This window comes from Geodermatophilus sp. DSM 44513 (assembly GCF_032460525.1).
Classification (GTDB): domain Bacteria; phylum Actinomycetota; class Actinomycetes; order Mycobacteriales; family Geodermatophilaceae; genus Geodermatophilus.
On record NZ_CP135963.1, the window covers coordinates 4,364,002 to 4,389,265 of the forward strand.

The following is a 25,264-nucleotide window of genomic DNA, read 5'->3' on the forward strand; positions in this document are numbered from 1 at the left end:
GGCCCGGTTCAGCGGGCGGCGCGCTCGGCGGCCAGCCGCACGTAGTGCTCGACCGCCGACGGGTCGTCCACGGCGCCCACGTTGACCGCCCGCGCTGGGTCGACGCCCTGGAACAGCCGCTTGAGCGGGACCTCCAGGCGCTTGCCGGTGCGGGTGTGCGGCACGGCGGGGACGACGAGCACCTCGTCGGGCACGTGCCGCGGGCTGGCCTGCCGGCGGATGGCGTCCCGGATGCGGATCACCAGTTCCTCGGTCAGCTCCGCACCGTCGGCCAGCTGCACGAACAGCGGCATCCAGTAGCCGCCGCCGGGCTGCTCGACGCCGAGGACGACGCAGTCGCGCACCTCGGGGATCGACTCGACCGCGGCGTAGATGTCCGCGGTGCCCATCCGGACGCCGCCGCGGTTGAGCGTGGAGTCCGACCGGCCGGTGATGACGCAGGTGCCGCGCTCGGTAACCTCCAGCCAGTCGCCGTGCCGCCACACCCCCGGCCACGGCTCGAAGTACGCCTCCCGGTAGCGGGTGCCGTCGGGGTCGGCCCAGAAGTACAGCGGCATCGACGGCATCGGCTCGGTGATGACCAGCTCGCCGAGCTCGCCGGTGACCGGGTGACCGTCCTCGTCCCACGCAGCCGCGGCGACGGCCAGCATCGGCCGCTGCAGCTCCCCCGCGGTCACCGGCAGCAGCGTCGTGGAGCCGACGAACCCCGTGGCCACGTCGGTGCCACCGGAGATCGAGCCCAGGAACACGTCGGGCTCGACGGCGTCGTACACCCAGGAGAAGGACGACGCCGGCAGCGGGGAGCCGGTGACGCCGATGGAGCGCAGCGCGGACAGGTCGTGGGTGTCCCGGGGCCGGACGCCGGCCTTCTCGCAGGCCATGAGGTACCCGGGGCTGGTGCCCAGGTAGGTCAGCCGGGTCCGCTCGGCGAGGTCGAACAGCGCGGTGGCCGAGGGGTGCGTCGGGGCGCCGTCGTGGACGACCACGGTGGCGCCGCGCAGCAGCGCGCACAGCGTGATGTTCCACATGATCCAGGCGGTGGAGGCGTACCAGGAGAACCGGTCGCCGGGGCCGACGTCGGCGTGCAGGCCCAGCTGCTTGTGCTGCTCGAGGGTGACGCCGCCGTGGCCGTGCACGATGCCCTTGGGCAGCCCGGTGGTGCCCGAGGAGTAGACGATCCACAGCGGGGCGTCGAAGGGCAGGGACTCGAACACCGGCTCCTGGACGTCGGCGACCGCCTCGGCCCAGGAGAGAGCGCCGTCGGGCAGCTCGCCGGGGTGCAGCCGGGGGACGGCGATCGTCGTCCGGACGGTGGGCAGCGCCGTGCGGAGCTCGGCCACGACGTCGCGCCGGTCGAACTCCCGGCCGTTCCAGCGGTAGCCGTCGACGGCGACCAGCACGGTGGGCTCGATCTGGGCGAAGCGGTCCAGCACGGCGCGGGTGCCGAAGTCCGGGGCGACCGACGACCACACCGCGCCGACGGCCGCTGCACCCAGGCAGGCGACGACGGCCTCGGGGACGTTGGGCAGGTAGCCGGCCACCCGGTCGCCGCGCTGCACCCCGAGCCGGCGCAGCGTGGCGGCGAACGCGCCGACCTGCCCGCGGAGCTCCGCCCAGCTGGTCTCCACCGGGTCGGCGTCCTCGGCGCTGCCGATCAGCGCCGGGGCGGCCGGGTCGACCGCGCCGTCGGCCGGGTGCCGGAGGGCCTGTTCGGCGAAGTTCACCGACGTGCCGGGGAACCACTCCGCGCCGGGCATCGCGCGGCGGGTGAGCACCCGGTCGTCGGGGACGCCGGGCAGCACGCCGGACCAGTCGGCCACCTCGGCCCAGAACTGGTCCAGGTGCTCCACCGACCACCGCCAGATCGCGTCGTAGTCGCCCCCGTCGCCCAGGTCGATGCCGCGCCGGGCGGACACCCGCTGGGCGAACTGGGCGAGGCGGGTGGCCCGGATCGAGTCGGGCGTGGGCTGCCAGAGGACGGCGGGCGTGTCGGTGCTCACACCCCCACCCTGCCACCGCCCCGGGCGGCGCGGACCGCCGTCCGGCGGCAGGATGGGCCGGGTGACCGAGCCGCGGACCGAGGGCGAGACCAACGTGCTCGGCGGGCCGCTGCAGCCGTGCGGCACCGACCCGGTGACCGGCTTCTACCGCACCGGCACGTGCAGCAGCGGACCGGAGGACGTCGGCAGCCACACCGTGTGCGCCGTGGTCTCCGCCGAGTTCCTGGCCCTGCAGCGGCAGCTGGGCAACGACCTGTCCACCCCGCGCCCGGAGTACGGCTTCCCCGGCCTGCGCCCCGGCGACCGGTGGTGCGTGGTGGCGGTGCGGTGGCTGCAGGCCCACCAGGCCGGTGCGGCGGCGGGGGTCGTCCTGGCGGCGACCAACGCCCGCGCGCTGGAGGTGGTGCCGATCGAGGCGCTGCGGCAGCACGCGGTCGACGTCCCCGACGACCTGAGCGCCCTGGACCGAGGAGAGACGTGAGCGACGCCGACCTGCACTTCTGGTTCGACCCGGTCTGCCCCTTCGCCTGGATGACCTCCAAGTGGGTCCGCACGGTCGCCGAGCAGCGCGAGTACCGGGTGGAGTGGCGGCTGATCTCGCTGCGGCTGCTCAACCGGCACGTCGACTACGACGCGCAGTTCCCGCCGGAGTACGAGGCCGGCCACACCGCCGGGCTGCACCTGCTCCGGGTGGCCGCCGCCGCCCGCGCGGAGCACGGCCCGCAGGCCCTGGACCCGCTGTACGCCACGTTCGGCCGGCACGTCTTCGAGGACCCGGCCGGTCAGCCGCCACCGGAGCGGGCCACCAGCCGGGAGTTCGTGGAGCAGGTGCTCACCGAGGCCGGCCTGCCGACCGGGCTCGCGGCCGCCGTCGACGACGGGTCGTGGGACGCCGGGATCCAGGAGGAGACCGACGCCGCCCTCGCCCTGACCGGCAAGGACGTCGGCACGCCGATCCTGCACTTCCGCCCCCCGGACGGCGCGGCCTTCTTCGGACCGGTGATCAGCCGGCTGCCGTCGGCGGAGGAGGCCGTCGAGCTCTGGGACCACGTCGTCGGCCTGGCCACCTTCCCGGGGTTCGCCGAGCTCAAGCGCAGCCTGCGCGAGCGGCCCCAGCTGCCGGCCTTCGGCGTCCGCCCGGGCGAGGCGGGCCGGCAGGAGGACTGGCACGGGGGCAGCCGACGGCAGCACCGCTGAGGAACCCCCTGCCCCTCGCCGGCGCGGGGCGGGGCCGGGGAGCCGAACAGGTGTCGTCACCACTAAGGTGAGGCTGGCCTACGCCGTCCGCTCCGGGAGCCGCTCGTGTCCGCCACGACCGACGCTGCCGTGCGGCGACCCGGGGCGGCTCCTGCCGCCGCGGCCGGCGCCGGCCTGCTGCGGCGACGCCGTGCCCGGCTGCTCGGCCTGCTCCTGCTGCTCGTCCTGGTCGCGGCCGCGGCCGCCCTGAGCGTGGCGGTCGGCTCCCGGGTCATCGCCCTGGACGCGGTCTGGCAGGCGCTGACCGACCCGGGCCCGCCGACCGAGGAGACGGTGATCGTCCGCGAGCTGCGGGTGCCGCGGACCGCGATCGGGCTCATGGCCGGCCTGGCCCTCGGCCTCGCCGGCGCGCTCGCGCAGGGCCACACCCGCAACCCGCTCGGCGACCCGGGCCTGCTGGGGGTCACCGCCGGTGCCTCGCTCGGCGTCGTCCTGGCCATCCACCTGCTCGGCGTCGGGACACCGGCCGGCTACGTCTGGTTCGCCTTCGCCGGCGCGCTGGTGGGCACCGTGCTGGTCTTCGCCCTCGGCTCGGCCGGCCGCGGCGGCGCCTCGCCGGTGACCTTGGCCCTGGCCGGCGCCGCGCTGTCGGCGCTGTTCTACGCGCTGGTGCGGGCGGTCCTGGTCAGCGACACCGACAGCCTCGACGCCTTCCGCTTCTGGGTGGTCGGCTCGCTGGCCGGCCGCGGTGCCGACGTCGCCTGGCAGGTCGCCCCGTTCATCGCCGTCGGTCTGGTGCTGGCGCTGCTGAACGCCCCGGCCCTGGACCTGCTCGGCCTCGGTGAGGACGTCGCCCGCGGACTGGGCCAGCGGGTGTGGCCGGCGCGGCTCGTCGGCCTGGGCGCGGTCACCCTGCTGTGCGGCGCGGCGACGGCGGCCTGCGGGCCCATCGCCTTCGTCGGGCTGGTCGTGCCGCACGTCGTGCGGGCGTTCACCGGCCCCTCCCACCGCTGGCTGGTGCCCTGCTCGGGGCTGCTCGGCGCGGTGCTGCTGCTGCTGGCCGACGTGGTCGGTCGGGTCGTCGCCCGCCCGAGCGAGCTGCAGGTCGGCATCGTCCTGGCGCTCGTCGGGGCGCCGTTCTTCATCGCGCTGATCCGCCGCCGACGGCTGGCCGCGACGTGACGGCGACGGCGGAGCGGGTGCACCGGCGCGGGGAGACCGTCGTCCGGGTCGGGCCGGTGTCCGGGCGGCTGCGCTGGCGGCCGCTCGGCGTGGGAGCCGGCGCCGTGGTCGCCGTCGTGCTGCTCGCCGCGGTCAGCACCGGCCGCGGCGACTTCCCGATCGGGCTGGCCGACGTGCTGCGCACCCTGGTGGGCCTGGGCGACGAGCGGCAGGAGCTGGTCGTCTGGCAGCTGCGCGCTCCCCGGGTGGTGGTCGGCGCCCTCGTCGGGGTGGCCCTCGGGGTGGCCGGGGCGCTGTTCCAGACCACCGCGCGCAACCCGCTGGCCTCCCCCGACGTGCTCGGCATCAGCCAGGGCGCGTCGGCCGGTGCGGTCGCGGCGATCGTCCTGGGCGGGCCGGCCGGCTCCGGGCTGGTCGCCGGCGCCGGGGTGCCGCTGGCCGCCCTCGCCGGTGCGCTGACCACCGGCCTGCTCCTGGTGGCGCTCGCCTGGCGACGCGGCCTGGACGGCTACCGGCTGGTGCTGGTGGGCATCGCGCTGTGGGCGGTGGCCTCCGCGCTCGTGGACTGGATGCTCACCCGGGCCGACGTCCAGGACGCCGCCAGCGCCTACGTGTGGATCACCGGCTCGCTCAACGCCCGCACCTGGTCACAGGCGGTACCGCTGCTGGCCGCCCTCGCCGTCCTGCTGCCGGCCGCGCTGGCCGCGGGTCGGGCGCTGGACGCCGTCCAGTTCGGCGACGACACCGCCCGCGGCCTGGGCGTGCGGCTGGTCCCGACCCAGGTGTGCGTCGTGCTGGTCGCCGTCGGGCTCACCGCGGCCGCGGTGGCCGCGGCCGGCCCGGTGGCCTACGTCGCCCTGGTGGTGCCGCAGGTCGCCGTCCGGCTGACCGGGGGGGCGCGCCCGCCGCTGCTGGCCTCGGGCCTGCTCGGCGCGGTGCTGGTGGTCGGCGCGGACCTGCTCACCCGCACGGTGCTGCCCCAGGCGCTGCCGGTGGGCGTGCTCACCGCCGCCGTCGGCGCGCCCTACCTGCTCTGGCTCCTCGTCCGCGGAAGGCGGCGATCCACGCTGTGACCCTGCACCCCACGACCCTGCACCCCGCGACCCCGCACCCGGCCACGCTGCGCCCGACGGGTCCGGACCCCGTGGGCACCCGGGCGCCCCGGAGGGGACCGGTCCGTCTCGCCGCGGAGTCGGTGAACCTGGCCTACGACGACCGGGTCGTGGTCCGCGACCTGGACCTGCAGCTCACCGACGGCTCGTTCACCGCGATCGTCGGCCCGAACGGCTGCGGCAAGTCCACGCTGCTCCGGGCGCTGGGCCGGCTGCTGCGGCCGGTCTCCGGGCAGGTGCTGCTCGACGGGCGGGCGATCGCGCGCACGCCGACCCGCGAGGTGGCCCGGGTGCTCGGCCTGCTGCCGCAGACGCCGGTCGCCCCCGAGGGGCTCACCGTAGGTGACCTGGTGTCCCGCGGCCGGCACCCGCACCAGTCGTGGTTGCGGCAGTGGTCGCGCGACGACGAGGTGGCCGTCGCCGAGGCGCTGACCTGGACCGACATGGCCGACCTCGCCGACCGGCCGGTCGACGAGCTCTCCGGCGGCCAGCGGCAGCGCGCCTGGATCTCCATGGCGCTGGCCCAGGGCACCGACCTGCTGCTGCTCGACGAGCCGACGACCTACCTGGACCTGTCCCACCAGATCGACGTCCTGGAGCTGGTGGCGCGGCTGCACGCCGAGCGCGGGCGCACCGTGGTCGTCGTGCTGCACGACCTCAACCTGGCCGCCCGCTACGCCCAGCGGCTGGTGGCGATGGACGACGGCGCGCTGGTCGCCTCCGGTGCCCCGCGCGAGGTGCTCACCGAGCAGCTGCTGGCCGACGTGTTCGACCTGGAGGCGCGGGTCGTGCCCGACCCGGTGGTGGGCTCACCGATGGTGGTGCCGGTCCGCCGCATCCGATGAAGGACCCCGCGTCCCCCTGCCCTCGCGAGCTCGGGCCGGGACCCTGACGCGGGGCCGTTCCATGGCGTCACGGTCCGGCGACGCCCTGGCGCCAGTAGCCCATGAACGCGACCGCCCCGCGGGGGACGCCGAGGTCGCCCACCAGGCGGCGGCGCAGCGTGGTCACCACGCCGGCCTCACCGGCCAGCCAGGCGTAGCAGCCCGCGGCCGCGCCGTCGTCGCCGGGCCCGGCGTCCGGGACCTCCCACAGCAGCTCGTCGCCGACCTCCTCCGGCGGCGCGGCCGGCGCGGCCACGACACCGAGCTCGCCCAGTGCGGCGTGCACGGCCGGCACCAGCCGGGACCCACGCGGCGCGCCGTCGCGCGGCAGCCAGCGCAGGGTGGCTCCCGCCGGCAGGACGACGTCGGCCGCGTCCGCGGCCCCGGGAACCTCCAGCAGGGCGGTGACCGGCCGCGTCTCGCCGGTCAGCGACTCGAGGATGGCGCACACGGCCGGCACGGCGGTCTCGTCGCCGGCCAGCAGCAGCGTCCGGGCCCGCGCGGGCGGCGCCCACTCCACGCCCCACGGCCGGCCGCAAGTCGCAGGGTCGGGGCACGGCCGGTCCGGGCCCAGCAGCACGACCGGGTCGCCCGGGACGGCGGCGGCCGCCCAGCTGGCGGCCGGGCCGGCGTGCCCCTCCCGCACGCCGTGCAGGACGACATCGACGTCGAGCTCGGCGCGTGCGGGGCGGGCCGCCCGCACGGTGTAGGTGCGCAGCACCGGCCGCTGCTCCTCGGGCATCGCGCGGTACGCGGCGTACCAGTCCGCGCCGCACGCGCGCAGCCGGTCCAGCCCGTCGCCGTCGCGGGACAGCACCAGCTTGAACCGCTGGTCACAACCCGCGGCGCCGAAGCCGGTCAGCCCCGGGCCGGTGAGGGTGAGCCGCACGGAGCTGGGGCCGAGCCGGCGGACCGCGGCGACCGCGGCGTCGAAGAACCGCCAGGCGGGCGCGGTGACGACCGCCGGCTGCACGGTGGTGGTCATGCGTCGCCCCCGTCCCGGCCGGCCGGTGCGCCGCCCCGGTCAGGTTAGCCTCACCTCAGCCGGCGGGCTGAGGCGGCGGGGCTCACGCGGCGAGATCGGCGGTCTCGCACGGTTCCGGCCGCCGATCCGTGCGAGATCGCCGATCTCGCCGGTACGGGACAGCACGGGACGGGACGGGGCGCTCAGGCCGGGGCCGCCTCCGGCACCGGGGCCGGTCGGCGCGCCGTCCGCGCGGTCTGGGCCAGGGCGATCCCGGCCAGGACGACGACCCCGCCGAGCACCTGCCACGCCGAGAGGACCTGCTCCACCCACAGCCAGGCCACCACCGAGGCCAGCACCGGCTCCACGGTGGCGACCAGCCCGGCCGTCGTCGGCGGCAGGTGGCGCAGCGCGGACAGCGACAGCCAGAACGGCAGCACCGCGCCCAGGACGACGATCGAGCAGACCAGCACCCACAGCGGCAGCTGCAGCGAGCCGAGGGAGACCGGCACGGAGCTGCCCAGCACCGCGGGGTCCAGCGGCCAGAACGGCGCCGCGACCGCCCAGAACAGGGCCGCCGCGACGAAGCTCCAGCAGGTGAGGCCCACCGGGTCGCGGGTGGTCGTGCCCCGCTCCCCCATGAGGTAGTACGTCGCCAGGCACAGCGCCGCCCCGAGAGCCGCGGCCACCCCGCCGGCGTCCAGCGAGCCGCCGCCCTCCCAGACCTCGGCGACCAGCACCAGCCCGGACAGCGACAGCCCCAGCGCGGCCCACAGCCGCCGGCGGACCCGCTCGCCGCGCACCAGCCACACCCACAGCGCGATGAACACCGGCGCGGTCATCTCGAAGACCAGCGCGATGCCGACCGGCAGCCGGCCGATCGCCACGTAGTACAGGCACTGGGTCAGCGCGACGCCGACCACGCCGAAGGCGGCGAGGAACGGCACCTCCCGCCAGGACAGCCGCAGCCGCGCGGGCGCGACCACGGCCAGCACGGTCAGCAGGACGACGGCCGCGCCGCCGCAGCGCAGCGCGGTCAGCCACGGCGCCGGCACGCCGGCCTGCAGGGCCAGCGTGGACACCGTGCCGTTGACCGCGAACAGGCCGGCGGCCGCGACGGTCAGGGCGTAACCGAGCGGGGGCCGGGGCACGCCGTCGAATGTAGCGACCGTCGCACCCCGAGCCCCCTACGGCTCACGGCAGGACGGCAGGGTCCATCCAGACGACCTCCCAGACGTGGCCGTCGGGGTCGGTGAAGCTGACGCCGGACATCGAGCCGTGGTCCTGCGCCGGCATCCACCGCCGCCCACCCGAGGGCAGCGCCCGCGCCAGCAGGTCGTCGGCCTCCTCCCGACTGCCGGCCGACAGCGCGTTGAGCACCGTGGTGGTGCGTGACGGGTCACCGAGGCGGTCGGCGTCGGGGAGGAAGTCGGCGAACCGGTCCCGGGTCAACAGCATCACGACGACGTTGTCGGCGACGACGACCGACGCCGTCCGCTCGTCGGAGAAGTGCTCGTCGAAGCCGAAGCCGAGGCCGGCGTAGAAGGCCCGGGCCGCGGCCAGGTCGGCCACGGGCAGGTTGACGAAGATCCAGCGCACGGGGGGCTCCGCTCGTCGTGGGGCCCGGCCGGCCCCGTCAGGAGTACAGACGGAGCCGACCGGCCGGAGTCATCGGCGGCGGTCGGGGATCGGCGAGCCGACGTCGCGCACCGTGCGCCGGCCGTCGGTGCTGCGGCGTCCCGCGGCCGTCCGGAGCGCGCTGCCGGGAGGGGTGTGCGGCAGACCGTCGCGGCCGGCGGACCGGGCCGGCTCGACGACCAGGACGAAGTCCTCCCCGTGCCGGGTGATGCCCTCGACGACGGCCTCCTCCACGGCCTCGGTCCCGGCCGTGCGGCGCAGCACCAGCGGGTCCGAGCGCACGTCCTTGGCCAGCGACACCGCCAGGCCGACCATCACCAGCGCGAACGGCAGGGCCGCGACGATCGTCACGTTCTGCAGCCCGGTCAGTGCCGCGTCGCCGCCGACGAGCAGCATGACCGCGGCCACCGCGCCCATGACGACCCCCCAGAAGACGACCGTCGTCCGGCTCGGGGACAGCGTGCCGCGCTCGGACAGCGATCCCATGACGATCGAGGCGGCGTCCGCCCCGGACACGAAGAAGACCGCCACCAGCACCATGACCAGCACGGTCGTGACGGTGGCCAGCGGGAACCGGTCGAGGACGCCGAACAGCTGCCCCTCGGTGGTCGCCGCCCCGGCGATGTCCACCCCGCCCTGCTGGGCGGCGATCCCGGCGCCGCCGAAGACGGCGAACCAGACCAGGCTGACCACGCTGGGCACCAGCAGCACGCCGGTGACGAACTGGCGGATGGTGCGCCCGCGGCTGATCCGGGCGATGAACAGCCCGACGAACGGCGTCCAGCTGATCCACCAGGCCCAGTAGAAGACCGTCCAGCCGCGCAGCCACTCGGCCGTGGCGTCGCCACCGCCGGCCTCGGTACGAGCTGCCATGTCGCCCAGGTCGGCGAAGTAGCTGCCGATCGTCGTCGGCAGCAGGTTGAGGATGAACACGGTCGGACCGACGACGAACACGAACACCGCCAGGACGACGGCGAGCACCATGTTGATCGTGGCCAGCCACTGGATGCCGCGGGCGATGCCGGAGACGGCGGAGGCGACGAAGGCGGCGGTCAGCACCGCGATGACCACCACGAGCAGGCCGCTGCCGGCCTCCCCCGCCCAGCCGAGGATCGTCGCGCCGCTGCCGATCTGCAGCGCGCCCAGGCCGAGCGAGGCCGCCGAGCCGAACAGCGTCGCGAAGATCGCGAGGACGTCGATGACCTTGCCCGCCGGGCCCTCGGTGCGGCGCTGGCCGAACAGCGGCGCGAAGGCCGCGCTGATCAGCTGCCGTCGGCCGCGCCGGAAGGTGCCGTAGGCGATGGCCAGCCCGACGACGGCGTAGATGGCCCACGGGTGCAGCGACCAGTGGAACAGCGTGGTCGCCATCGCTGTCCGCACGGCCTCGGGGGTCTCGGCCGCCACGGTGCCCGGGGGTGGGGAGGCGTAGTGGGACAGCGGCTCGCTGACGCCGAAGAACATCAGCCCGATGCCCATGCCGGCGCTGAACATCATCGCCACCCAGGACACCGTCCGGAACTCCGGCGCCTCGCCGTCGCGGCCCAGCGGGATGCGGCCGTACCGCCCCGCCGCGAGCCAGATCACGAAGACGACGAAGGCCGAGGCCAGCAGCACGAACAGCCAGCCGAGGTTGGTCTGCACCCACTCCAGGGCGGTGCCGCTCGCCGACCCCAGGCCCGCCGGGCTGGCGAGGCCCCAGACGACGAAGGCCAGGGCGATCCCCGCGGAGACGCCGAAGACCCCACGGTCCAGGGCGCTGCCGTGGTCGGCCGGCGACAGCGGTGGCTGGGCGACGGCGGGGTGGGCCCCCGAGGCGTCGGACGGTGCTGGTGGTCGGGACGGTGGGGACGTCGTGCGGTGCGTGGGTGTGGTGGTCACGTGGTGAGCGCCGGTTCCGGCGCACCCCCTCCTCGGTAGACGGCTGTCCCCCCACCGTAGGGAGGGCGCCAGTCGGGGCGGGCCCGCCGGAACCGGGCACACCGGCGCGCCGGGGCGGTCGGGTGCCGTGTGTCCGCCCTGGAGGCCGGGCACACTCGCCCGGCGACACGTCGGCCGCACCGGGTCTGCGGGACCACGGCAGGGAGGAGCACCACACCGTGACCGAGCCGCGTCCCCCCTGGTCGTCGCGGCGGCGGAAGACGCTGCTGTGGCTGGCCGTGGGCGCCGTCCTCGGTGCCCTGGGCGCCGTCGGCCTGCCCGCCGAGTGGGGCGTGACGGCGGCCTTCCTCGGCGCGCTGTGCGCCTTCCTGGTGGTGGTCGCGCTGGTGGTGTTCGTCACCGTCCCGGGGCCGGACACCCTGGGCACGCTGCTGCGCACCCCGCCACTGGCCGGGGCCGTCCTCGTCGTGGCCGTGCTGCTGGTGCTGTCCAACCCCACGGGGTCCTCGGTGCGCTGGCTGTGGGTGGTCGCCGCGGCCGTGGCCGCGGCGTGGACCGCGTTCGCCGTGTGGGAGACCCGCCGCTCCGGCGGCTGAGGGCGGCGGCAGACTCGGCCTCCGTGACCGCCGCGCTGCCCACCGCCCTCTACCTGCCCGACGGGGACGGCTTCCGCGCCACCGACCTCACCATCGGGCCCTGGGACCCGGGCCTGCAGCACGCCGGGCCGGTCGCCGCGCTGCTGGCCCGCGAGGCCGAGCGGGTCACCGCGATCCCCGACGGGCAGACCGTGCGGCTGGCCTTCGACATCCTCGCGCCGGTGCCGGTGGGCCCGGTGCAGGTCACCGCCCGGCTGCTGCGCCCGGGACGGCGGATCGAGCTGGTCGAGGCCGTGCTCACCGCCGGGACCGCCGACCGCCCCTCGATGCGGCTGACCGCGTGGCGGCTGCGGACGTCGGCGGTCGAGGGGACCCCGGAGGTCGGCGTCCCGCTGCCCGGACCGGAGCGGTGCCGTCCGGAGACCGCCGCCTTCTTCACCACCGACGTCGCCTACCACCGGGCGCTGGACTGGCGCTTCGCGCACGGCTCCTTCAACTCCCCCGGCCCGGCCGCCGCGTGGACCCGGCCGCTGTGCACCCTCGTCGAGGGCGAGCCGATGACCCCGCTGCAGCACCTGCTGGTGATGACCGACGCGGCCAGCGGCATCTCCGCCGTCCTGGACTGGACGCGGGCCACGTTCGCCAACGTCGACCTCACCGTGGCCCTCGTGCGGCCCCCGGCCGGCGCGTGGCTCGGCGTGGACGCCGCCACCACGATCGGCCCGGGCGGCGCCGGGCAGTGCTTCGCGGACCTGTACGACGCCACCGGCCGGATCGGCCGCTCCTCGCACACGCTGTTCGTCGAGACCCGCTGACCGGCCCGCTGACCGGGTGACCGGGTTGGCAGGGCCCTCCCCGGCCGGGGAGGCTGGGACCCGATGGAACCCCTGGACCCACTGCTGACCTGGCTCGCCGGGCGCGGCCTGGAGATCGTCCTGCTCGTGCTCGGGTCGGTGCTGCTGGCCCGGTTCGTCTCCTGGGTCGGCGACAAGATCACCGACCGGATCGACGCCCGCGCCACCGGCGGGGACGCGCTGGTGCGCTCCGAGGCGGCCAAGCACCGGCACTCCCTGACCCAGGTGATCACCTGGACGCTGATCGTGCTGGTCTACGCGGTCGCGGTGTTCGCCGTCCTGGACCGGGCGGGCATCCCGGTCGGCGGGCTGGTGGCGCCGGCGACCGTGCTGGGTGTCGGACTGGGCTTCGGGGCGCAACGGGTCGTCGGCGACGTGCTGGCCGGCTTCTTCATCATCACCGAGCGGCAGTACGGGTTCGGTGACGTGGTGAGCATCCAGGTGGTCGGCGGCGTGGAGCCGGCCGACGGCACGATCGAGGACGTGACGCTGCGGATCACCCGGCTGCGCTCGGCCAACGGCGAGGTGGTCACGCTGCCGAACGGGCAGATCGTGAAGGTCACCAACCTCTCCCGGGACTGGGCGCGCGCCGTGGTCGACGTCCCGGTGCCGACCAGCAGCGACGTCACCCGGGTCAACGAGCTCCTCCGGCAGGTCGGCGCGGAGGCCTTCCGCGACCCGGCGCTGCGCCCGCTGCTTCTGGACCCGCCCAGCGTCATGGGGGTCGAGACGATCGACCTGGAGCAGGTGAACGTCCGGATGGTGGCCCGCACGCTGCCGGGCAAGCAGTTCGACGTCGGCCGCGACCTGCGGGCGCGCGTGGTCACGGCCTTCCGCCGGGAGGGCCTGAACGTGCCGGCGCACTCGGCGGTCTCGCACCCGGCGGAGGCACCCGCGCCGTCGGCGGACGGTGTGCGGTGACCGCCCCGGAGACGAACGGCCCGGGCCAGCCGCCGCGCGCGCTGTCGGTGAGCACCGCGCCGCCGGCCGCCCCACCCCGCTGGTGGTCCGCGGTGCCGCACCACCTCGGCCGGGCGCGGACCTCCACCGTCGTCCTGGCGCTGCTGTTCGTCGGCTGCTACGTGCTGTACCTGTACGTCCGCCCGCCGGACCCGGTCACCCGCACGGTCCCGGTGACCGACTCGACGGTGCAGACGCCGGCGCCCGTGGTCCCGGGGGTGCCGACGGAGCCGGCCGCGCCGACGACGGCGGTCCCCACGACGGCGCCCCGGACCTCCGCCGTCCCGACCCCCACCGCACCGGGCGGGGCCGGGCAGGAGACCCCCACGGGGACCGCGGACCCGACGACGGAGGAACCGACGGGGGACCCGACGGCGGCGCCGGAGCCCACGCCGACGGCGACCCCGACGCCCGCGGTGCCGACCGCGACCGGCGCGCCCGGGACCTGAGTCCTCAGAAGCGGGTGACCACGGCGATGCCGGGTGCGCGGCCGACCACGGCCAGCGCGGCGCCGGCCTCGTCGAGGGCCAGCTCGCGGGTGACCAGCGCCTGGGGGCGCAGCCGCCCGGCGGCGACCAGGCCGAGCAGCTCGGGGTAGGCGTGCGCGGCCATGCCGTGGCTGCCCAGCACCTGCAGCTCCCGGGCGACGACCAGGTCCATCGGCACCGCCGGGCGGCCCTGCGCGGGCGGCAGCAGGCCGACCTGCACGTGCCGGCCGCGCGGCCGCAGGCACCGGACGGAGTCCTCGCAGGTGGCCACGGCGCCGACGGCGTCGAGGGACACGTGCGCGCCGCCGCCGGTCAGCTCCGCGATCGCGGCCGGCCCGTCGAGGACGTGCTCGGCGCCCAGGTCGGCGGCCAGATGCCGGGCCGCCGGGGAGACGTCGACGGCGAGGACCCGGGCGCCGGCGGCCACCGCGACCTGCACCGCCGACAGGCCGACCCCGCCGCAGCCGTGCACGGCCACCCACTCGCCGGGCCGCACACGGGCCACGTGCACCACTGCCCGGAACGCGGTGGCGACGCGGCAGCCCAGCGCGGCGGCGGTGGCGTCGGTCAGCCCGTCGGGCAGCGCGACGAGGTTCACGTCGGCGGCGTCCAGCGCGACGTACTCGGCCATCGAACCCCAGTGGGTGGACCCGGGCTGGGTCTGCCGGGTGCACACCTGGTGCTGCCCGGCCGCGCACTGCGCGCAGCGGCCGCAGGCGTTGACGAACGGCACGGTGACCCGGTCACCGGCCCGCCAGCGCCGGACGCCGGCCCCGACCGCGGCGACGGTGCCGGCCAGCTCGTGGCCGGGCACGTGCGGCAGGACGACGTCCGGGTCGTGCCCCTGCCAGGCGTGCCAGTCGCTGCGGCACACGCCGGTGGCGCCCACCCGGAGCACCACCCCGCCGGGGGCCGGGTCGGGGGTGGGGACGTCCTGAACGGTCAGCGGGCCGCCGAAGGTGTCGAAGACGAGTGCGCGCACGCCGCCAGCCTCCCGGGGCCGGCGTCCACCGGGCACGGCGGGGGCGCCTAGGATCGCGGGTGGCTCACGAGAGGCAGTGTCAAGCACCTGGCTGGCTGCCCGGCAACCTCGACTCCGTCCGAGGTGCTCCAGGGGAAGAGCCGGCCCGGGTGGCGTCCGCCGTCCGGGCAAGGACGGAGCTCGCTGCGCCGCGGGTCTCCGCGACCGAGAGGAGACGGCGCATGAGCGACCCCCAGGGCTGGAGCTTCGAGACCCGGCAGATCCACGCCGGCACCGCCCCTGACCCCACGACCGGCGCCCGGGCCCTGCCCATCTACGCCACGACGGCCTACCAGTTCCGCGACACCCAGCACGCCGCCGACCTGTTCTCCCTGGCGGAGATGGGCAACATCTACACGCGGATCATGAACCCGACGCAGGACGCGCTGGAGCAGCGGGTCGCGTCGCTGGAGGGCGGCGTCGCCGCGCTCGCCGTGGCCAGCGGGCAGTCGGCGACGACCCTCGCGCTGCTCAACGTCGCCGAGGCCGGCGACCACGTCGTCGCGTCGGCCTCGCTGTACGGCGGCACGTACAACCTGCTGCACCACTCGCTGCCGAAGCTCGGTGTCACGGTGTCCTTCGTCGAGGACCCCGACGACCCGGAGAACTGGCAGTCCCTGGTGCGGGAGAACACCCGGGCCTTCTACGGCGAGTCGATCGGCAACCCGAAGGGCGACGTCCTCGACATCGAGACCGTCGCCGGGGTGGCGCACCGCAACGGCGTCCCGCTCATCGTGGACAACACCGTGGCCACCCCCTACCTCCTCCGGCCGCTGGAGCACGGCGCCGACGTCGTCGTGCACTCGGCGACGAAGTACCTGGGCGGGCACGGCACCGTGATCGCCGGGGTGATCGTCGACGGCGGCCGGTTCGACTGGCGCAGCGGCCGGTTCAGCGGCTTCACCGAGCCGGACCCGACCTACCACGGCGTGGTCTACGCCGACCTGGGCGCGCCCGCGTTCGCCCTCAAGGCCCGGGTCCAGCTGCTCCGCGACCTCGGCCCGGCGCTCTCGCCGTTCAACGCGTTCCTCATCGTGCAGGGCATCGAGACGCTGTCGCTGCGCATGGAGCGGCACGTCGCCAACGCCCAGCGGGTCGCGGAGTTCCTCGAGGCGCACGACGAGGTCGACCGGGTGAACTACCCGGGCCTGCCCTCCTCGCCGTGGCACGCCGCGCAGCAGAAGTACGCGCCCCGGGGCACCGGCGCCGTGCTGACCTTCGACCTGCACGGCGGGGTCGAGGCCGGCAAGCGGTTCGTGGAGGCCCTGGAGCTGCACAGCCACGTGGCCAACATCGGCGACGTCCGCAGCCTGGTCATCCACCCGGCGTCGACGACGCACTCGCAGCTGACCCCCGACGAGCAGCTGACCACCGGCGTCACCCCCGGGCTGGTCCGCCTCGCGGTGGGCCTGGAAGGCATCGACGACATCCTCGCCGACCTGGAGGCCGGCTTCCGCGCCGCGAAGGGCGCCTGAGGTGGGCGGGGTCCGGGTCGCCGCCTGGGCCCCGCCACGCCCCGGCGGCTGGCGCGAGGGCGACCCGGTCGGCGACCGGCGCTTCCTCGACCTGCCCGGGCCGGTCGACCTCGCGCGCGGCGGCTCGCTGCCGGCGGTGCGGGTGGCCTACGAGACGTGGGGCGCGCTCGCGCCGGGCGGCGGCAACGCCGTGCTGGTCGAGCACGCGCTGACCGGCGACAGCCACGTCGCCGGTCCCGCCGGGCCCGGGCACCCCACCCCGGGCTGGTGGGAGGGGCTGGTGGGCCCCGGCGCGCCGCTGGACACCGATCGGCTGTTCGTCGTCTGCGCCAACGTGCTCGGCGGCTGCCAGGGGACGACCGGCCCGTCGTCCGCGGCGCCGGACGGCGGGCCGTGGGGGTCGCGGTTCCCCGCCGTGACCGTGGCCGACCAGGTCCGCGTCGAGGCGGCGCTGGCCGACGCGCTGGGCATCGACCGCTGGGCCGGGGTGATCGGCGGCTCGATGGGCGGCATGCGCGCGCTGGAGTGGGCGGTGGCGCTGCCCGACCGGGTGGACGCGCTGTTCTTCCTGGCCGCGGGGGCCGCCGCGACCGCCGACCAGCTGGGCACCCAGACCACCCAGCAGGCCGCCATCCGCGCCGACCCCGCGTGGGCCGGCGGGGACTACCTGCCCGGCCCTGGTCCGGTCGCCGGCGTCGGCGTCGCGCGGCGGATCGCGCACCTGACCTACCGCAGCGCGCTCGAGCTCGAGGAGCGGTTCGGCACCGCGGTGCAGGACGACGGCCGGTACGCGGTCGCCTCCTACCTGGACCACCACGCGGACAAGCTGGCCGGCCGGTTCGACGCCGGCAGTTACGTGGTGCTCACCGAGGCGATGAACTCCTGGGACGTCGGCCGCGACCGCGGGGGCGTCGCGGCGGCGCTGTCCCGGGTCACCGCCCGGTCGGTCGTGGCCGGCATCGACACCGACCGGCTCTACCCGCCGGCCCTGCAGCAGCAGGTCGCCGACGCCCTGGGTGTCCCACTGCGGCTGGTCACCTCGCCGTACGGGCACGACGGCTTCCTCATCGAGGTCGACGCCGTGGGCGCGCTGGTCCGCGAGCTGCTCGGCACCTGAGGGAGGACCTCCTGGCCTCCTGCACGGGGACCAGGTCCTCCCACCGTCGCCCGGACGGGTCGGCGGGTCGCCCGGGTCAGCCGAGCGGGCGCACCCGGCGGGCGTCGGCCAGCCGGCCGGTGTAGCTGGCCGCGTTGCCGCGGATGTGCTCGCCGTCGGTGTCGGACGCCTGCCGGATGACCTTGGCCGGCACCCCGGCGACCAGCGAGCCCGGCGGCACCTGGGTGCCCTGGGTGACCACGGCACCGGCGGCGACGATCGACCCGGAGCCGATGTGCGCGCCGTTCATCACGACGCTGCCCATGCCGACCAGCACGTCGTCGTCCACGCGGGCGCCGTGCAGGACGACCCGGTGGCCGACGGTGACCCCGCGGCCGACCACCAGCGGGAAACCGGGGTCGGAGTGCAGGGTGCTGCCGTCCTGGATGTTGGAGTCCGCGCCGATCTCGATGACCTCGGTGTCGGCCCGCGCCACCGCCCCGTACCAGATGCTGGACCGGGGGCCCATGGTCACGGCCCCGACCACGACGGCGGTGGGCGCGACGAACGCCTCGTCGTCGATCTGCGGGGACCCGAACGGCAACTCGGCGATGAAGTTCTCGGCGGTGTTCTCGGCCACGGGCGACAGCACAGCACACGGCCCCCGGCCCCGCACCGGGGGCCGACCGCGGCGACACCGGGGTCCGCGGCGCCCGGGAGGGGCCGGCTGCCCCGCGGTCGGCCCCCTGGACGGTGCACCGGCACCTGGTGAGGATGGCCGTCGTGGGCGTGCCGACCGACCTGCCGGTGCGGGCCTTCCCCAGTCAGGCGGCGCTGGAGGAGTGGCTGGCGGCCGAGCACGCAACCGCGCCCGGGCTGTACGTGCAGATCGCCAAGAAGGGGTCCGGCGTCCCGTCGGTGACGTATCCCGAGCTGGTCGAGTCGGTGCTCTGCTTCGGCTGGATCGACGGCCGGTCCAACAGCCTGGACGACACGTCCTACCTGGTGCGGATCACCCCGCGGCGGCCGCGCAGCGTCTGGTCGCAGAAGAACGTGGCCACGGTCGCGGAGCTCACCGCGGCCGGGCGGATGCGCCCGGCCGGGCTGGCGGCGGTCGAGGCGGCCCGGGCCGACGGCCGCTGGGACCGGGCCTACGCCGGACCGGCGACGGCCGCCGTGCCCGACGACCTCGCCGCCGCGCTGGCCGCCGAGCCGGCGGCGCAGGAGGCCTTCGCCGGCCTGGACGCCCAGAACCGCTACGCGGTCCTCTTCCGGGTGCAGACCGCCGCCACCGAGCAGACCCGCGCCCGGCGGATCGCCGCGCTCGTGACGATGCTCGCCGAGGGTCGCCGTCCGTACGGGTGAGGCCGCTCAGAGGACGCGGCGGGCCCCGGCGTAGTCGCCGATGTCCACGGTGGTCACCGCGACCGGCATGCCGAAGGTGCGCGCGTGCACCATCTTGCCGTTCCCCACGTAGATGCCCACGTGGTAGACGGGGGAGCCGAAGTAGACCAGGTCACCGGGCTGCAGGTCGCCGCGGGCGACGGCCACGCCCATCCGGGACTGCGCCCGGCTGGAGTGCGGCAGGGAGACCCCGATCGCCTCGTACGCGAAGCTGGTCAGGCCCGAGCAGTCGAAGCCGTCGGGACCCGTGCCGCCCCACACGTAGGCGTCGCCCACCTGGGCGAGCGCGGCCGCCAGCACGGCGCCCACGTCCCCGTTGGGTGCGGCGGCCACGACGGCGTCCGTGTCCGGCGGGGCCAGCGACGGGCCGGCGACCGTGGTGAGCACGGCGGCCTGCGCAGCGGCGGACAGCGCGGCGTAGTCCTGCTCGTACTGCTGCTGGCGGGCCTGCACCTCGGTCCGCTGGCGGTCCAGCTCGGCGAGGGCCGCGGTGGCCTGCGCGGCGGCGGCGTCGGCGTCCGCGCGGGCCTGCTCGGCCTGGCGCTGGGCGATCGAGACCTCGGCCAGCAGCCCCTCGGTGTGCGCGGCGATGAGGTCCAGCGTGGTCATCTGCTGGACGACGTCCGCGGCGGAGTCGCCGGTGAGGAAGGCGGCCATCCGGGACTGCGACGTGCCGGAGGTCTGCGCGATGGCCGCCAGCTGCGGGGCGTAGCCGGCCAGCACGGCGTCGGCCTGCGCGGCGGTCGCACCGGCGACCGCCGCGGTCTGCTGGTGCTGGGCGACGGTCAGCTGGGCCTCGTGCACCTGCTCGTCCAGGACGGCCAGCTGCCGGCCGGCCTCGGCGACCAGGCGGGCGGCGTCGTCGGCGGTGGCCGGAGCGGCCGGTGCGGCGGGGGTGACCGGAGCGGCGGGTGCGGCCGGGGTGTCGGGTGCGGCGCCCGCGCTGCCCGGCGCCAGCAGCACGCCGACGACCACGGCGAGCGACAGGGGGGCGGCACCCAGTGCGCCGCGCGACCAGTGCCGGCTCGTCGTCCTGTCGTGGCCCATGACCGGCCCCTTCCCGCCGCGCCCCGCCCCGGGAGGGGGACGGAGTTCCGAGCGCGTGAGCACGCACAGTAAGGACACGACGTCAAGGGGTAGGTGATGGCGCGCGGGCCGCCGATCGCGGCGCCCACCTCATCCGTCCCACGGCTCCCGCCCGGCGCGCGCGCCGCAGGAGGCGCGCCGGTCGCTCAGCGGCGGCGGGGCGGGGCGGAGCCCGAGGGGGTGCGGTCCGGCGCCAGCGGGACCAGCCGGTCGGCCACCGCGCCGGTGACGAAGGAGTACACGGCCTTGCCGGCGAGGTCGACGACCTGGTCGCGACGGGACCACGTCCACGGCGGCGCGCCGACGCCGGTGGCGTTCTCCAGCGTCTGGTCGGTGGCCAGCCGCACCGAGGTGTACCAGGCCGAGGCGCGCCAGCCGCGCAGGCCGCTGGCCGACCACACGCCGCGCAGCGCGCCGACGAGCGCGCCGGTGCCCCAGTGCATGAGGTGGTTGCGCACCGCCGGGCGCGCGGAGCCGGGGAGGCGGCGCCCGGTCGTCAGCGCCGTCAGGGTGCGCGCGGGCACGTAGGAGTCCGGCCGGGAGGTCACCGCCTGCTCGACCTCCTCCGCGAGCGTCATCGCCGCGGTGCCGGCCAGGCCGGCGAGGGCGCCCCGGAGGGCAGCGCGTCCGAGCATGTGGGCACCCCTACCCGGGCGGGCGCCTCGGGTACCACGCCCCCGGTGAGGTGCGGAACGGCTCGCGTGCAGGGTCCCACCGTGAGCCCGGCGACGTGCTGGAACAGCCCCCGTGCAGGGTCCTGCCGCGACCCCAGTGGGTGCTGGAACGGCCACCCTCCAGGGGCCCGCGCCGAGCGAGCGAGGCGTGGGGAGGAGGGTGGTCCTCCTTCAGCCGGCCAGGGGCTCCGGGGCGTCGAGGGCGGCGACCATCTCCAGGTCGCGGACGATGGCGGTGAGCTCCTCGGCCGTCCACGGCTCGCAGCAGTCGCAGTCGTGCCGGTAGCTGACCAGGCCGATCAGGCCCCGCGCCTGGTCCTCGGCGATGGCCAGGCTGCCGGCCGAGGGGTGGCGGTGGCACGCGCACGCGGCGGCGCACAGACCCAGGCCCCAGCCGGACACCACGACGGTGTCCCCGTCGTCCCACACCCGCCCGATCTGGAAGACCGACGGCTTCTGACTCCTCGTCACCGAGTGCTCCCCTCACCTGTCCGGCTGTGCCGGAGCCGTCCGCGGCCGGGCGAGGAGACCCCGTCCACTGCTCGCCTCGGCGTGCAGTGGGCGGTGCGTCAGTACTCGGGACGACCACCGTGCACAACAGACGGTAGGTGGTCGGACGCACAACGTCACGTACGCCACCCCACAAACGTGTGACGGACCGGTCGGCACAACTCACCGGACGCCGTCACAGCAGCCCCACCCGTCCGCGCGGGCCCGCGCAGCGGGGGGCAGGAGGGTCCTTGCGTCAGCTGGCGGGGGACACCGAGCTCATGTTGAAGTCCGGGACGCGGACGGCGGGCATGGCGGCGCGGGTGAACCAGTCGCTCCACTCGCGCGGCAGCGTGCGCTCGGTGCGGCCGGCCTGGGTGATGCGCCCCAGCAGGTCCACCGGGGACTCGTTGAACCGGAAGTTGTTCACCGCGCCGACCACCTCCCCGCCCTCGACGAGGAACACCCCGTCGCGGGTCAGGCCGGTCAGCAGCAGCGTCTGCGGGTCGACCTCGCGGATGTACCACAGCGTGGTCAGCAGCAGCCCGCGGTCGGTGGCGGCGACCATCTCCTCCAGCGACGCGGTGGCGCCCGGCTGCTCCAGGACCAGGTTGTCGACGGCGGCGATGGCCGGGGCGGTGGTCTTCAGCGCCCAGGCCCGCGGGCGGATCAGGTTGGTGAGCACGCCGCCGGAGATCCAGTCGACGGCCGGGGTGGCCATGCCGTTGTCGAACACCGACGCCGTCCCCGACGATCCGCCGACGACCTGGAACGGGCGGGCCTCCAGGCCGGGCTCGAACGGGTCGCTGCGCAGCGTCAGCGGCAGCGCGGCCAGCCGCTCGCCGATCCGGTTGCCACCGCCGGGCTTCGCGTAGACGTTGCGGCCCTCGTCGGCGTCGCGGGCCCCCATCGTCCAGTGGGCGTAGATCACCAGGTCGGCCAGCGCCGAGGGGGGCAGCAGCGTCTCGTAGCGGCCGGCGGGCAGCTCGACCCGTCGCTGCGACCAGCCGAGCCCCCGCTGCACCTCGGCGACCAGGTCGGCCACCGAGACGTCGGTGAAGTCACGGGTGCCGACGCCGGCCCACACCGAGCGGCTCATGTCGGCGCTCTTGCCGTTGAGCTCCACCCGGCCGCCGGGCTGGTCGTGCCGCAGCCGCAGCCCGGTCGAGGTGCCGAGGTAGGTGGTGGACATGCCGTGCTCGGCGTAGCCGAAGAGCAGCTCGTCGCGGTCACGGGCACCGCCGAAGGCCTCCCCGAGGGCCGGGGCGACGTCGCGGAAGACGGCGATCGAGGTCTCCGCGGGGTCGGCGTCCCAGTCGCCGGCACCCGCCGGCGTCTCGCTGACCAGGGGGACGGCGTCCTCGGCCGGGCCGGCGTCCCGGGCGGCCTGCTCGCTGGCGGCCACCAGCTCCCCCACGTCGGGGTTGCCGGTGCGGGCCACGGTGCCGGCCGCCATCCCGGCGCCGCCGTCGACGAAGGAGACGACCACGACCTGCCGGGAGCGCGTGGCGCCGTTGGTGGTCAGGCTGTTGTTGGCCCAGCGGAGGTTGGCCTCGGAGCTCTCCACGACGAAGACGACCTGCCCGTCGGCGGTGGAGGCGGCCAGCGCCTTCTCGACGACGTCCTGCGGACGCAACCAGCTGCTCATCGTCCGGCCTCCTGCACCGTGTTGAGGATGGTCACGCCCTCGAACAGGGCCACCGGGCAGCCGTGGCTGACCGGGGCGATCTGCCCGGGCTGGGCCTTGCCGCAGTTGAAGGCGCCGCCGAGGACGTAGGTCTGCGGGCCGCCCACCACGCGCATCGAGCCCCAGAAGTCCGTCGTCGTCGCCTGGTAGGCCACGTCGCGCAGCTGGCCGGCCAGCCGGCCGCCCTCGATCCGGTAGAAGCGCTGGCCGGTGAACTGGAAGTTGTAGCGCTGCATGTCGATCGACCAGCTCTTGTCGCCGACGACGTAGACGCCGCGCTCGACGCCGGCGATCACCTCGGCGGTGGAGGGGCCGTCGGGGGCGGGCTGCAGCGAGACGTTGGCCATCCGCTGCACCGGCGTGTGCTGCGGGGAGTCGGCGAACGCGCAGCCGTTGGAGCGGGACATGCCGCCCAGGCGCGCGGTGTTGCGGTCGACCTGGTACCCGACCAGCACGCCGTCGCGCACGATGTCCCAGCGCTGGCCCGCGACGCCCTCGTCGTCCCAGCCGACCGTGGACAGCCCGTGCTCGGCCGTCCGGTCACCGGTGACGTTCATGACCGCCGACCCGTACTGCAGGCTGCCGAGCCCGTCGACGGTGGCGAAGGACGTGCCGGCGTAGGCGGCCTCGTAGCCCAGCGCCCGGTCCAGCTCGGTGGCGTGGCCGATGGACTCGTGGATGGTCAGCCACAGGTTCGACGGGTCGACGACCAGGTCGTAGCGCCCCGGCTCCACCGACGGCGCCTTCGTCTTCTCCACCAGCAGCGACGGGATCTCCGCGATCTCGGCGCGCCAGTCCCAGCCCGTTCCGGTGAGGTACTCCCAGCCGCGGCCGGCCGGCGCGGCGGTCGTGCGCATGCTCTCGAAGGCGCCGGTGGCGCGGTCGACGGTGAGCGCGGTGAGCGACGGGTGGGTGCGCACCCGCTGCTGGCGGGTCCGGGTGCCGGCGGTGTCGGCGTAGTACTTCTGCTCCTTGACGGTCTGGCACACCGTCTGCACGTGCTCCACGCCGTCGGCGGCCAGCAGCTGCTCGGACAGCTCGGTGAGCAGCGCGGTCTTCTCGCCGTCGGGCACGCCGAACGGGTCGACGTCGTAGTCCGACACCCACACCGCGTCCGGGTACACCGGCTCGGGGGCGAGCTCGACGCGGTCGCTGTTCACCGCCGCCGACAGCTGCGCCACCGCGACGGCCTCCTCGGCCAGCCGGACGGCCTCGGCCGCGGTGAGGACGACGCCCGCGGCGAAGCCCCAGGTGCCCTCGTGCACCACCCGCACGGCCAGCCCGAGGTCCTCGCCGTCGGCCAGGGCCTCCAGCCGGGCGTCGCGCAGGCTGATCGACTGGGTGCGGATCCGCTCCACGCGGATGTCGGCGTGCTCGCAGCCCAGGTCGACCGCGCGGGTGAGCGCGGCGTCGGTCAGCGCGGAGAGGGGGAGGGCGAGGAAGGACGCGTCCACGTCGCGGGAGGCAGCCACCGGTTCTGTCTACCAGGGGCGGCCGACAGCGCACGGTGCACCCGGAGGGCCGTCCGGCGGGCGTCGCGGTCCACGCCGTCGAGCAGCCCGGAGTTCACCCGGGTCTGCCACGGCAGCCCCATCCAGTGCAGCCCGGGCACCGGGGAGGCGCCGCGGTCGGAGCGGGGCGCGCCGTCCCCGTCGAGGGCGCCGGGGACGTCGACCCAGCCGGTGTCGGGCGCGAAGCCGGTGCACCACAGCACGCTGGCGACCTCCTCGACCGACCCGTCGGACAGGCCGACCCGGTCGCCGTCGGCGCTGACCACCCGGTGCGGGAGCACCCGGACGACGCCGCGGCGGCGCAGCCGGTCCAGCTCCCGGCCCACGACCGCGTCGCCGCGGGCGCGGATGCGCCGGGACACCCAGGCGTCCCGGTCGGCGTTGAGCACGCCGCTGACCAGCAGCCAGTCGAACAGGCCCACCCCGAGCGCGCGCTCCGGCACGTAGCGGGGCTCGCGGGCGCTGGCGACCGTGACCTCGTGGGTGGCGGCCAGCTCGACGGCCAGCTGGGCGGCGGAGTTGCCGCCGCCGACGACCAGCACCCGCCCGGGCGGGACGTCGTCCGCGCGGCGGTAGTCGGCCGAGTGCAGCTGGGGGACGGCGAGGTCGCGGGCCGCCTCGGGCACGGACGGCCGGCGGAACGCCCCGGTGGCGACCACCACCTGCCGCGCGCGCACCGGCCCCGCGGGCGTGTCCGCGCAGAAGCCGTCGCCGTCGGGGGCGAGCCGCCGCACCGGGGTGCCCGTGCGCACCCGCAGGCCCCACCGGCGGGCGTAGTCGCGCAGGTAGCCAGTCACCTCCTCCCGCGACGGCGCCGGCGTCGGGCCGGGCGGGAACGGCAGCCCGGGCAGCCCGGAGTACCGGCGCGGGGTGAACAGCCGCAGGGACTCCCAGCGCTCGCACCAGCTCTGCCCGATGCCGCGCGCCTCGAGGACCAGCACGTCGCGGACGCCGAGGCGCTGCAGGTGGTACGCCGTCCCGAGGCCGGCCTGCCCGGCCCCGACGACGAGGACGTCGGGAGTGCTCACCACACCCATCCTCCCCGCGCGCAGCGCCTACCGTCGGGCC

At 76.1% G+C, this 25,264-nt stretch carries 25 protein-coding genes and 1 riboswitch; of the genes, 12 read left to right on the forward strand and 13 right to left on the reverse strand.

Features of this window, described 5'->3' with window-relative positions; translation table 11 throughout:
• Positions 1–8: 8 nt before the first annotated feature.
• The gene (locus tag RTG05_RS21110) at positions 9–2,000 is read right to left on the reverse strand and encodes an acetoacetate--CoA ligase (RefSeq protein ID WP_166526745.1); all 1,992 of its coding nucleotides are present in this window, start codon (positions 1,998–2,000) and stop codon (positions 9–11) included.
• A 61-nt stretch (positions 2,001–2,061) separates the two neighbouring features.
• On the opposite strand from RTG05_RS21110, the gene RTG05_RS21115 reads away from it, so the two are divergent.
• The 5 genes from RTG05_RS21115 to RTG05_RS21135 all read left to right on the forward strand — a co-directional run bounded on the left by RTG05_RS21115 (position 2,062) and on the right by RTG05_RS21135 (position 6,336).
• Complete coding sequence (locus RTG05_RS21115; protein WP_315912111.1) at positions 2,062–2,481, forward strand: DUF2237 family protein; 420 nt, start codon at positions 2,062–2,064, stop codon at positions 2,479–2,481.
• The gene (locus RTG05_RS21120) at positions 2,478–3,197 is read left to right on the forward strand and encodes a mycothiol-dependent nitroreductase Rv2466c family protein (RefSeq protein ID WP_166526747.1); all 720 of its coding nucleotides are present in this window, start codon (positions 2,478–2,480) and stop codon (positions 3,195–3,197) included. Before RTG05_RS21115 ends, RTG05_RS21120 begins: the two co-directional genes overlap by 4 nt.
• A 105-nt stretch (positions 3,198–3,302) precedes the next feature.
• Complete coding sequence (locus tag RTG05_RS21125) at positions 3,303–4,379, forward strand: FecCD family ABC transporter permease (protein WP_315912112.1); 1,077 nt, start codon at positions 3,303–3,305, stop codon at positions 4,377–4,379.
• On the forward strand, positions 4,376–5,452 hold the full coding sequence (locus RTG05_RS21130) for a FecCD family ABC transporter permease (RefSeq protein ID WP_208104698.1): 1,077 nt from the start codon (positions 4,376–4,378) through the stop codon (positions 5,450–5,452). The genes RTG05_RS21125 and RTG05_RS21130 overlap by 4 nt, the downstream gene beginning before the upstream one ends.
• Positions 5,449–6,336 carry an ABC transporter ATP-binding protein gene (locus RTG05_RS21135; RefSeq protein ID WP_315912113.1) on the forward strand — a complete coding sequence of 296 codons (888 nt, stop codon included), beginning with the start codon at positions 5,449–5,451 and terminating at the stop codon, positions 6,334–6,336. The genes RTG05_RS21130 and RTG05_RS21135 overlap by 4 nt, the downstream gene beginning before the upstream one ends.
• Before the next feature lie 67 nt (positions 6,337–6,403).
• On the opposite strand, the gene RTG05_RS21140 is transcribed toward RTG05_RS21135, so the two are convergent.
• From RTG05_RS21140 to RTG05_RS21155, 4 genes are all read right to left on the reverse strand, one after another.
• Complete coding sequence (locus RTG05_RS21140; RefSeq protein ID WP_166526748.1) at positions 6,404–7,360, reverse strand: siderophore-interacting protein; 957 nt, start codon at positions 7,358–7,360, stop codon at positions 6,404–6,406.
• Between the two features lie 182 nt (positions 7,361–7,542).
• Entirely contained in the window at positions 7,543–8,490 is a 948-nt protein-coding gene (locus RTG05_RS21145) for an EamA family transporter (protein WP_166526749.1), read from the reverse strand.
• Between the two features lie 43 nt (positions 8,491–8,533).
• A complete protein-coding gene (locus RTG05_RS21150) occupies positions 8,534–8,938 on the reverse strand; it encodes a VOC family protein (protein ID WP_166526750.1) in 405 nt (134 codons plus the stop codon).
• Between the two features lie 69 nt (positions 8,939–9,007).
• Positions 9,008–10,855 carry a BCCT family transporter gene (locus RTG05_RS21155; protein WP_166526751.1) on the reverse strand — a complete coding sequence of 616 codons (1,848 nt, stop codon included), beginning with the start codon at positions 10,853–10,855 and terminating at the stop codon, positions 9,008–9,010.
• A gap of 218 nt (positions 10,856–11,073) precedes the next feature.
• Here RTG05_RS21155 and RTG05_RS21160 point away from each other — a divergent pair, with 218 nt between their 5' ends.
• The 4 genes from RTG05_RS21160 to RTG05_RS21175 all read left to right on the forward strand — a co-directional run bounded on the left by RTG05_RS21160 (position 11,074) and on the right by RTG05_RS21175 (position 13,714).
• Positions 11,074–11,451, forward strand: a complete 378-nt coding sequence (locus tag RTG05_RS21160; protein ID WP_166526752.1) for a hypothetical protein — start codon at positions 11,074–11,076, stop codon at positions 11,449–11,451.
• A gap of 23 nt (positions 11,452–11,474) precedes the next feature.
• Positions 11,475–12,266 carry a thioesterase family protein gene (locus tag RTG05_RS21165; RefSeq protein ID WP_166526753.1) on the forward strand — a complete coding sequence of 264 codons (792 nt, stop codon included), beginning with the start codon at positions 11,475–11,477 and terminating at the stop codon, positions 12,264–12,266.
• Positions 12,267–12,329: 63 nt separating this feature from the next.
• Entirely contained in the window at positions 12,330–13,226 is an 897-nt protein-coding gene (locus RTG05_RS21170) for a mechanosensitive ion channel family protein (protein ID WP_166526754.1), read from the forward strand.
• Entirely contained in the window at positions 13,223–13,714 is a 492-nt protein-coding gene (locus RTG05_RS21175; protein ID WP_166526755.1) for an Rv3103c transmembrane domain-containing protein, read from the forward strand. The genes RTG05_RS21170 and RTG05_RS21175 overlap by 4 nt, the downstream gene beginning before the upstream one ends.
• 4 nt (positions 13,715–13,718) lie before the next feature.
• Here RTG05_RS21175 and RTG05_RS21180 read toward each other — a convergent pair whose 3' ends face one another.
• Complete coding sequence (locus RTG05_RS21180) at positions 13,719–14,735, reverse strand: zinc-binding dehydrogenase (RefSeq protein ID WP_166526756.1); 1,017 nt, start codon at positions 14,733–14,735, stop codon at positions 13,719–13,721.
• A gap of 62 nt (positions 14,736–14,797) precedes the next feature.
• A riboswitch (SAM riboswitch) is annotated at positions 14,798–14,915 on the forward strand.
• A gap of 41 nt (positions 14,916–14,956) precedes the next feature.
• Between RTG05_RS21180 and RTG05_RS21185 the strand changes: the two genes are divergently transcribed.
• On the forward strand, positions 14,957–16,249 hold the full coding sequence (locus tag RTG05_RS21185) for a bifunctional o-acetylhomoserine/o-acetylserine sulfhydrylase (RefSeq protein WP_166526757.1): 1,293 nt from the start codon (positions 14,957–14,959) through the stop codon (positions 16,247–16,249).
• A gap of 1 nt (position 16,250) precedes the next feature.
• Positions 16,251–17,366 carry a homoserine O-acetyltransferase MetX gene (locus RTG05_RS21190; protein WP_166526758.1) on the forward strand — a complete coding sequence of 372 codons (1,116 nt, stop codon included), beginning with the start codon at positions 16,251–16,253 and terminating at the stop codon, positions 17,364–17,366.
• Between the two features lie 76 nt (positions 17,367–17,442).
• Here the strand turns inward: RTG05_RS21190 and RTG05_RS21195 are convergent, their stop codons facing one another.
• Positions 17,443–17,985, reverse strand: coding sequence for a gamma carbonic anhydrase family protein (locus tag RTG05_RS21195; protein WP_315912114.1), 543 nt, complete (start codon positions 17,983–17,985; stop codon positions 17,443–17,445).
• Between the two features lie 143 nt (positions 17,986–18,128).
• Between RTG05_RS21195 and RTG05_RS21200 the strand changes: the two genes are divergently transcribed.
• A complete protein-coding gene (locus RTG05_RS21200; RefSeq protein WP_315912115.1) occupies positions 18,129–18,710 on the forward strand; it encodes a YdeI/OmpD-associated family protein in 582 nt (193 codons plus the stop codon).
• A 6-nt stretch (positions 18,711–18,716) separates the two neighbouring features.
• Here RTG05_RS21200 and RTG05_RS21205 read toward each other — a convergent pair whose 3' ends face one another.
• From RTG05_RS21205 to RTG05_RS21230, 6 genes are all read right to left on the reverse strand, one after another.
• Entirely contained in the window at positions 18,717–19,796 is a 1,080-nt protein-coding gene (locus tag RTG05_RS21205; RefSeq protein WP_166526759.1) for a C40 family peptidase, read from the reverse strand.
• Positions 19,797–19,981: 185 nt separating this feature from the next.
• Positions 19,982–20,470, reverse strand: coding sequence for a hypothetical protein (locus tag RTG05_RS21210; protein WP_315912116.1), 489 nt, complete (start codon positions 20,468–20,470; stop codon positions 19,982–19,984).
• Between the two features lie 210 nt (positions 20,471–20,680).
• Positions 20,681–20,980, reverse strand: coding sequence for a hypothetical protein (locus RTG05_RS21215; RefSeq protein ID WP_166526760.1), 300 nt, complete (start codon positions 20,978–20,980; stop codon positions 20,681–20,683).
• Positions 20,981–21,254: 274 nt separating this feature from the next.
• A complete protein-coding gene (locus tag RTG05_RS21220; protein WP_166526761.1) occupies positions 21,255–22,646 on the reverse strand; it encodes a metallopeptidase TldD-related protein in 1,392 nt (463 codons plus the stop codon).
• Entirely contained in the window at positions 22,643–24,157 is a 1,515-nt protein-coding gene (locus RTG05_RS21225; protein WP_166526762.1) for a TldD/PmbA family protein, read from the reverse strand. The genes RTG05_RS21220 and RTG05_RS21225 overlap by 4 nt, the downstream gene beginning before the upstream one ends.
• Positions 24,100–25,224, reverse strand: coding sequence for a flavin-containing monooxygenase (locus RTG05_RS21230; RefSeq protein WP_166525602.1), 1,125 nt, complete (start codon positions 25,222–25,224; stop codon positions 24,100–24,102). Before RTG05_RS21230 ends, RTG05_RS21225 begins: the two co-directional genes overlap by 58 nt.
• Between the last annotated feature and the right edge of the window lie 40 nt (positions 25,225–25,264).

What these genes read in the sequence shown, in the direction of transcription:
- RTG05_RS21140 (WP_166526748.1), bottom strand. Translation starts at nt 7,360, where the DNA reads ATGACCACCACCGTGCAGCCGGCGGTCGTCACCGCGCCCGCCTGGCGG.
- RTG05_RS21170 (WP_166526754.1), top strand. Translation starts at nt 12,330, where the DNA reads ATGGAACCCCTGGACCCACTGCTGACCTGGCTCGCCGGGCGCGGCCTG.
- RTG05_RS21185 (WP_166526757.1), top strand. Translation starts at nt 14,957, where the DNA reads ATGAGCGACCCCCAGGGCTGGAGCTTCGAGACCCGGCAGATCCACGCC.
- RTG05_RS21205 (WP_166526759.1), bottom strand. Translation starts at nt 19,796, where the DNA reads ATGGGCCACGACAGGACGACGAGCCGGCACTGGTCGCGCGGCGCACTG.
- RTG05_RS21210 (WP_315912116.1), bottom strand. Translation starts at nt 20,470, where the DNA reads ATGCTCGGACGCGCTGCCCTCCGGGGCGCCCTCGCCGGCCTGGCCGGC.
- RTG05_RS21220 (WP_166526761.1), bottom strand. Translation starts at nt 22,646, where the DNA reads ATGAGCAGCTGGTTGCGTCCGCAGGACGTCGTCGAGAAGGCGCTGGCC.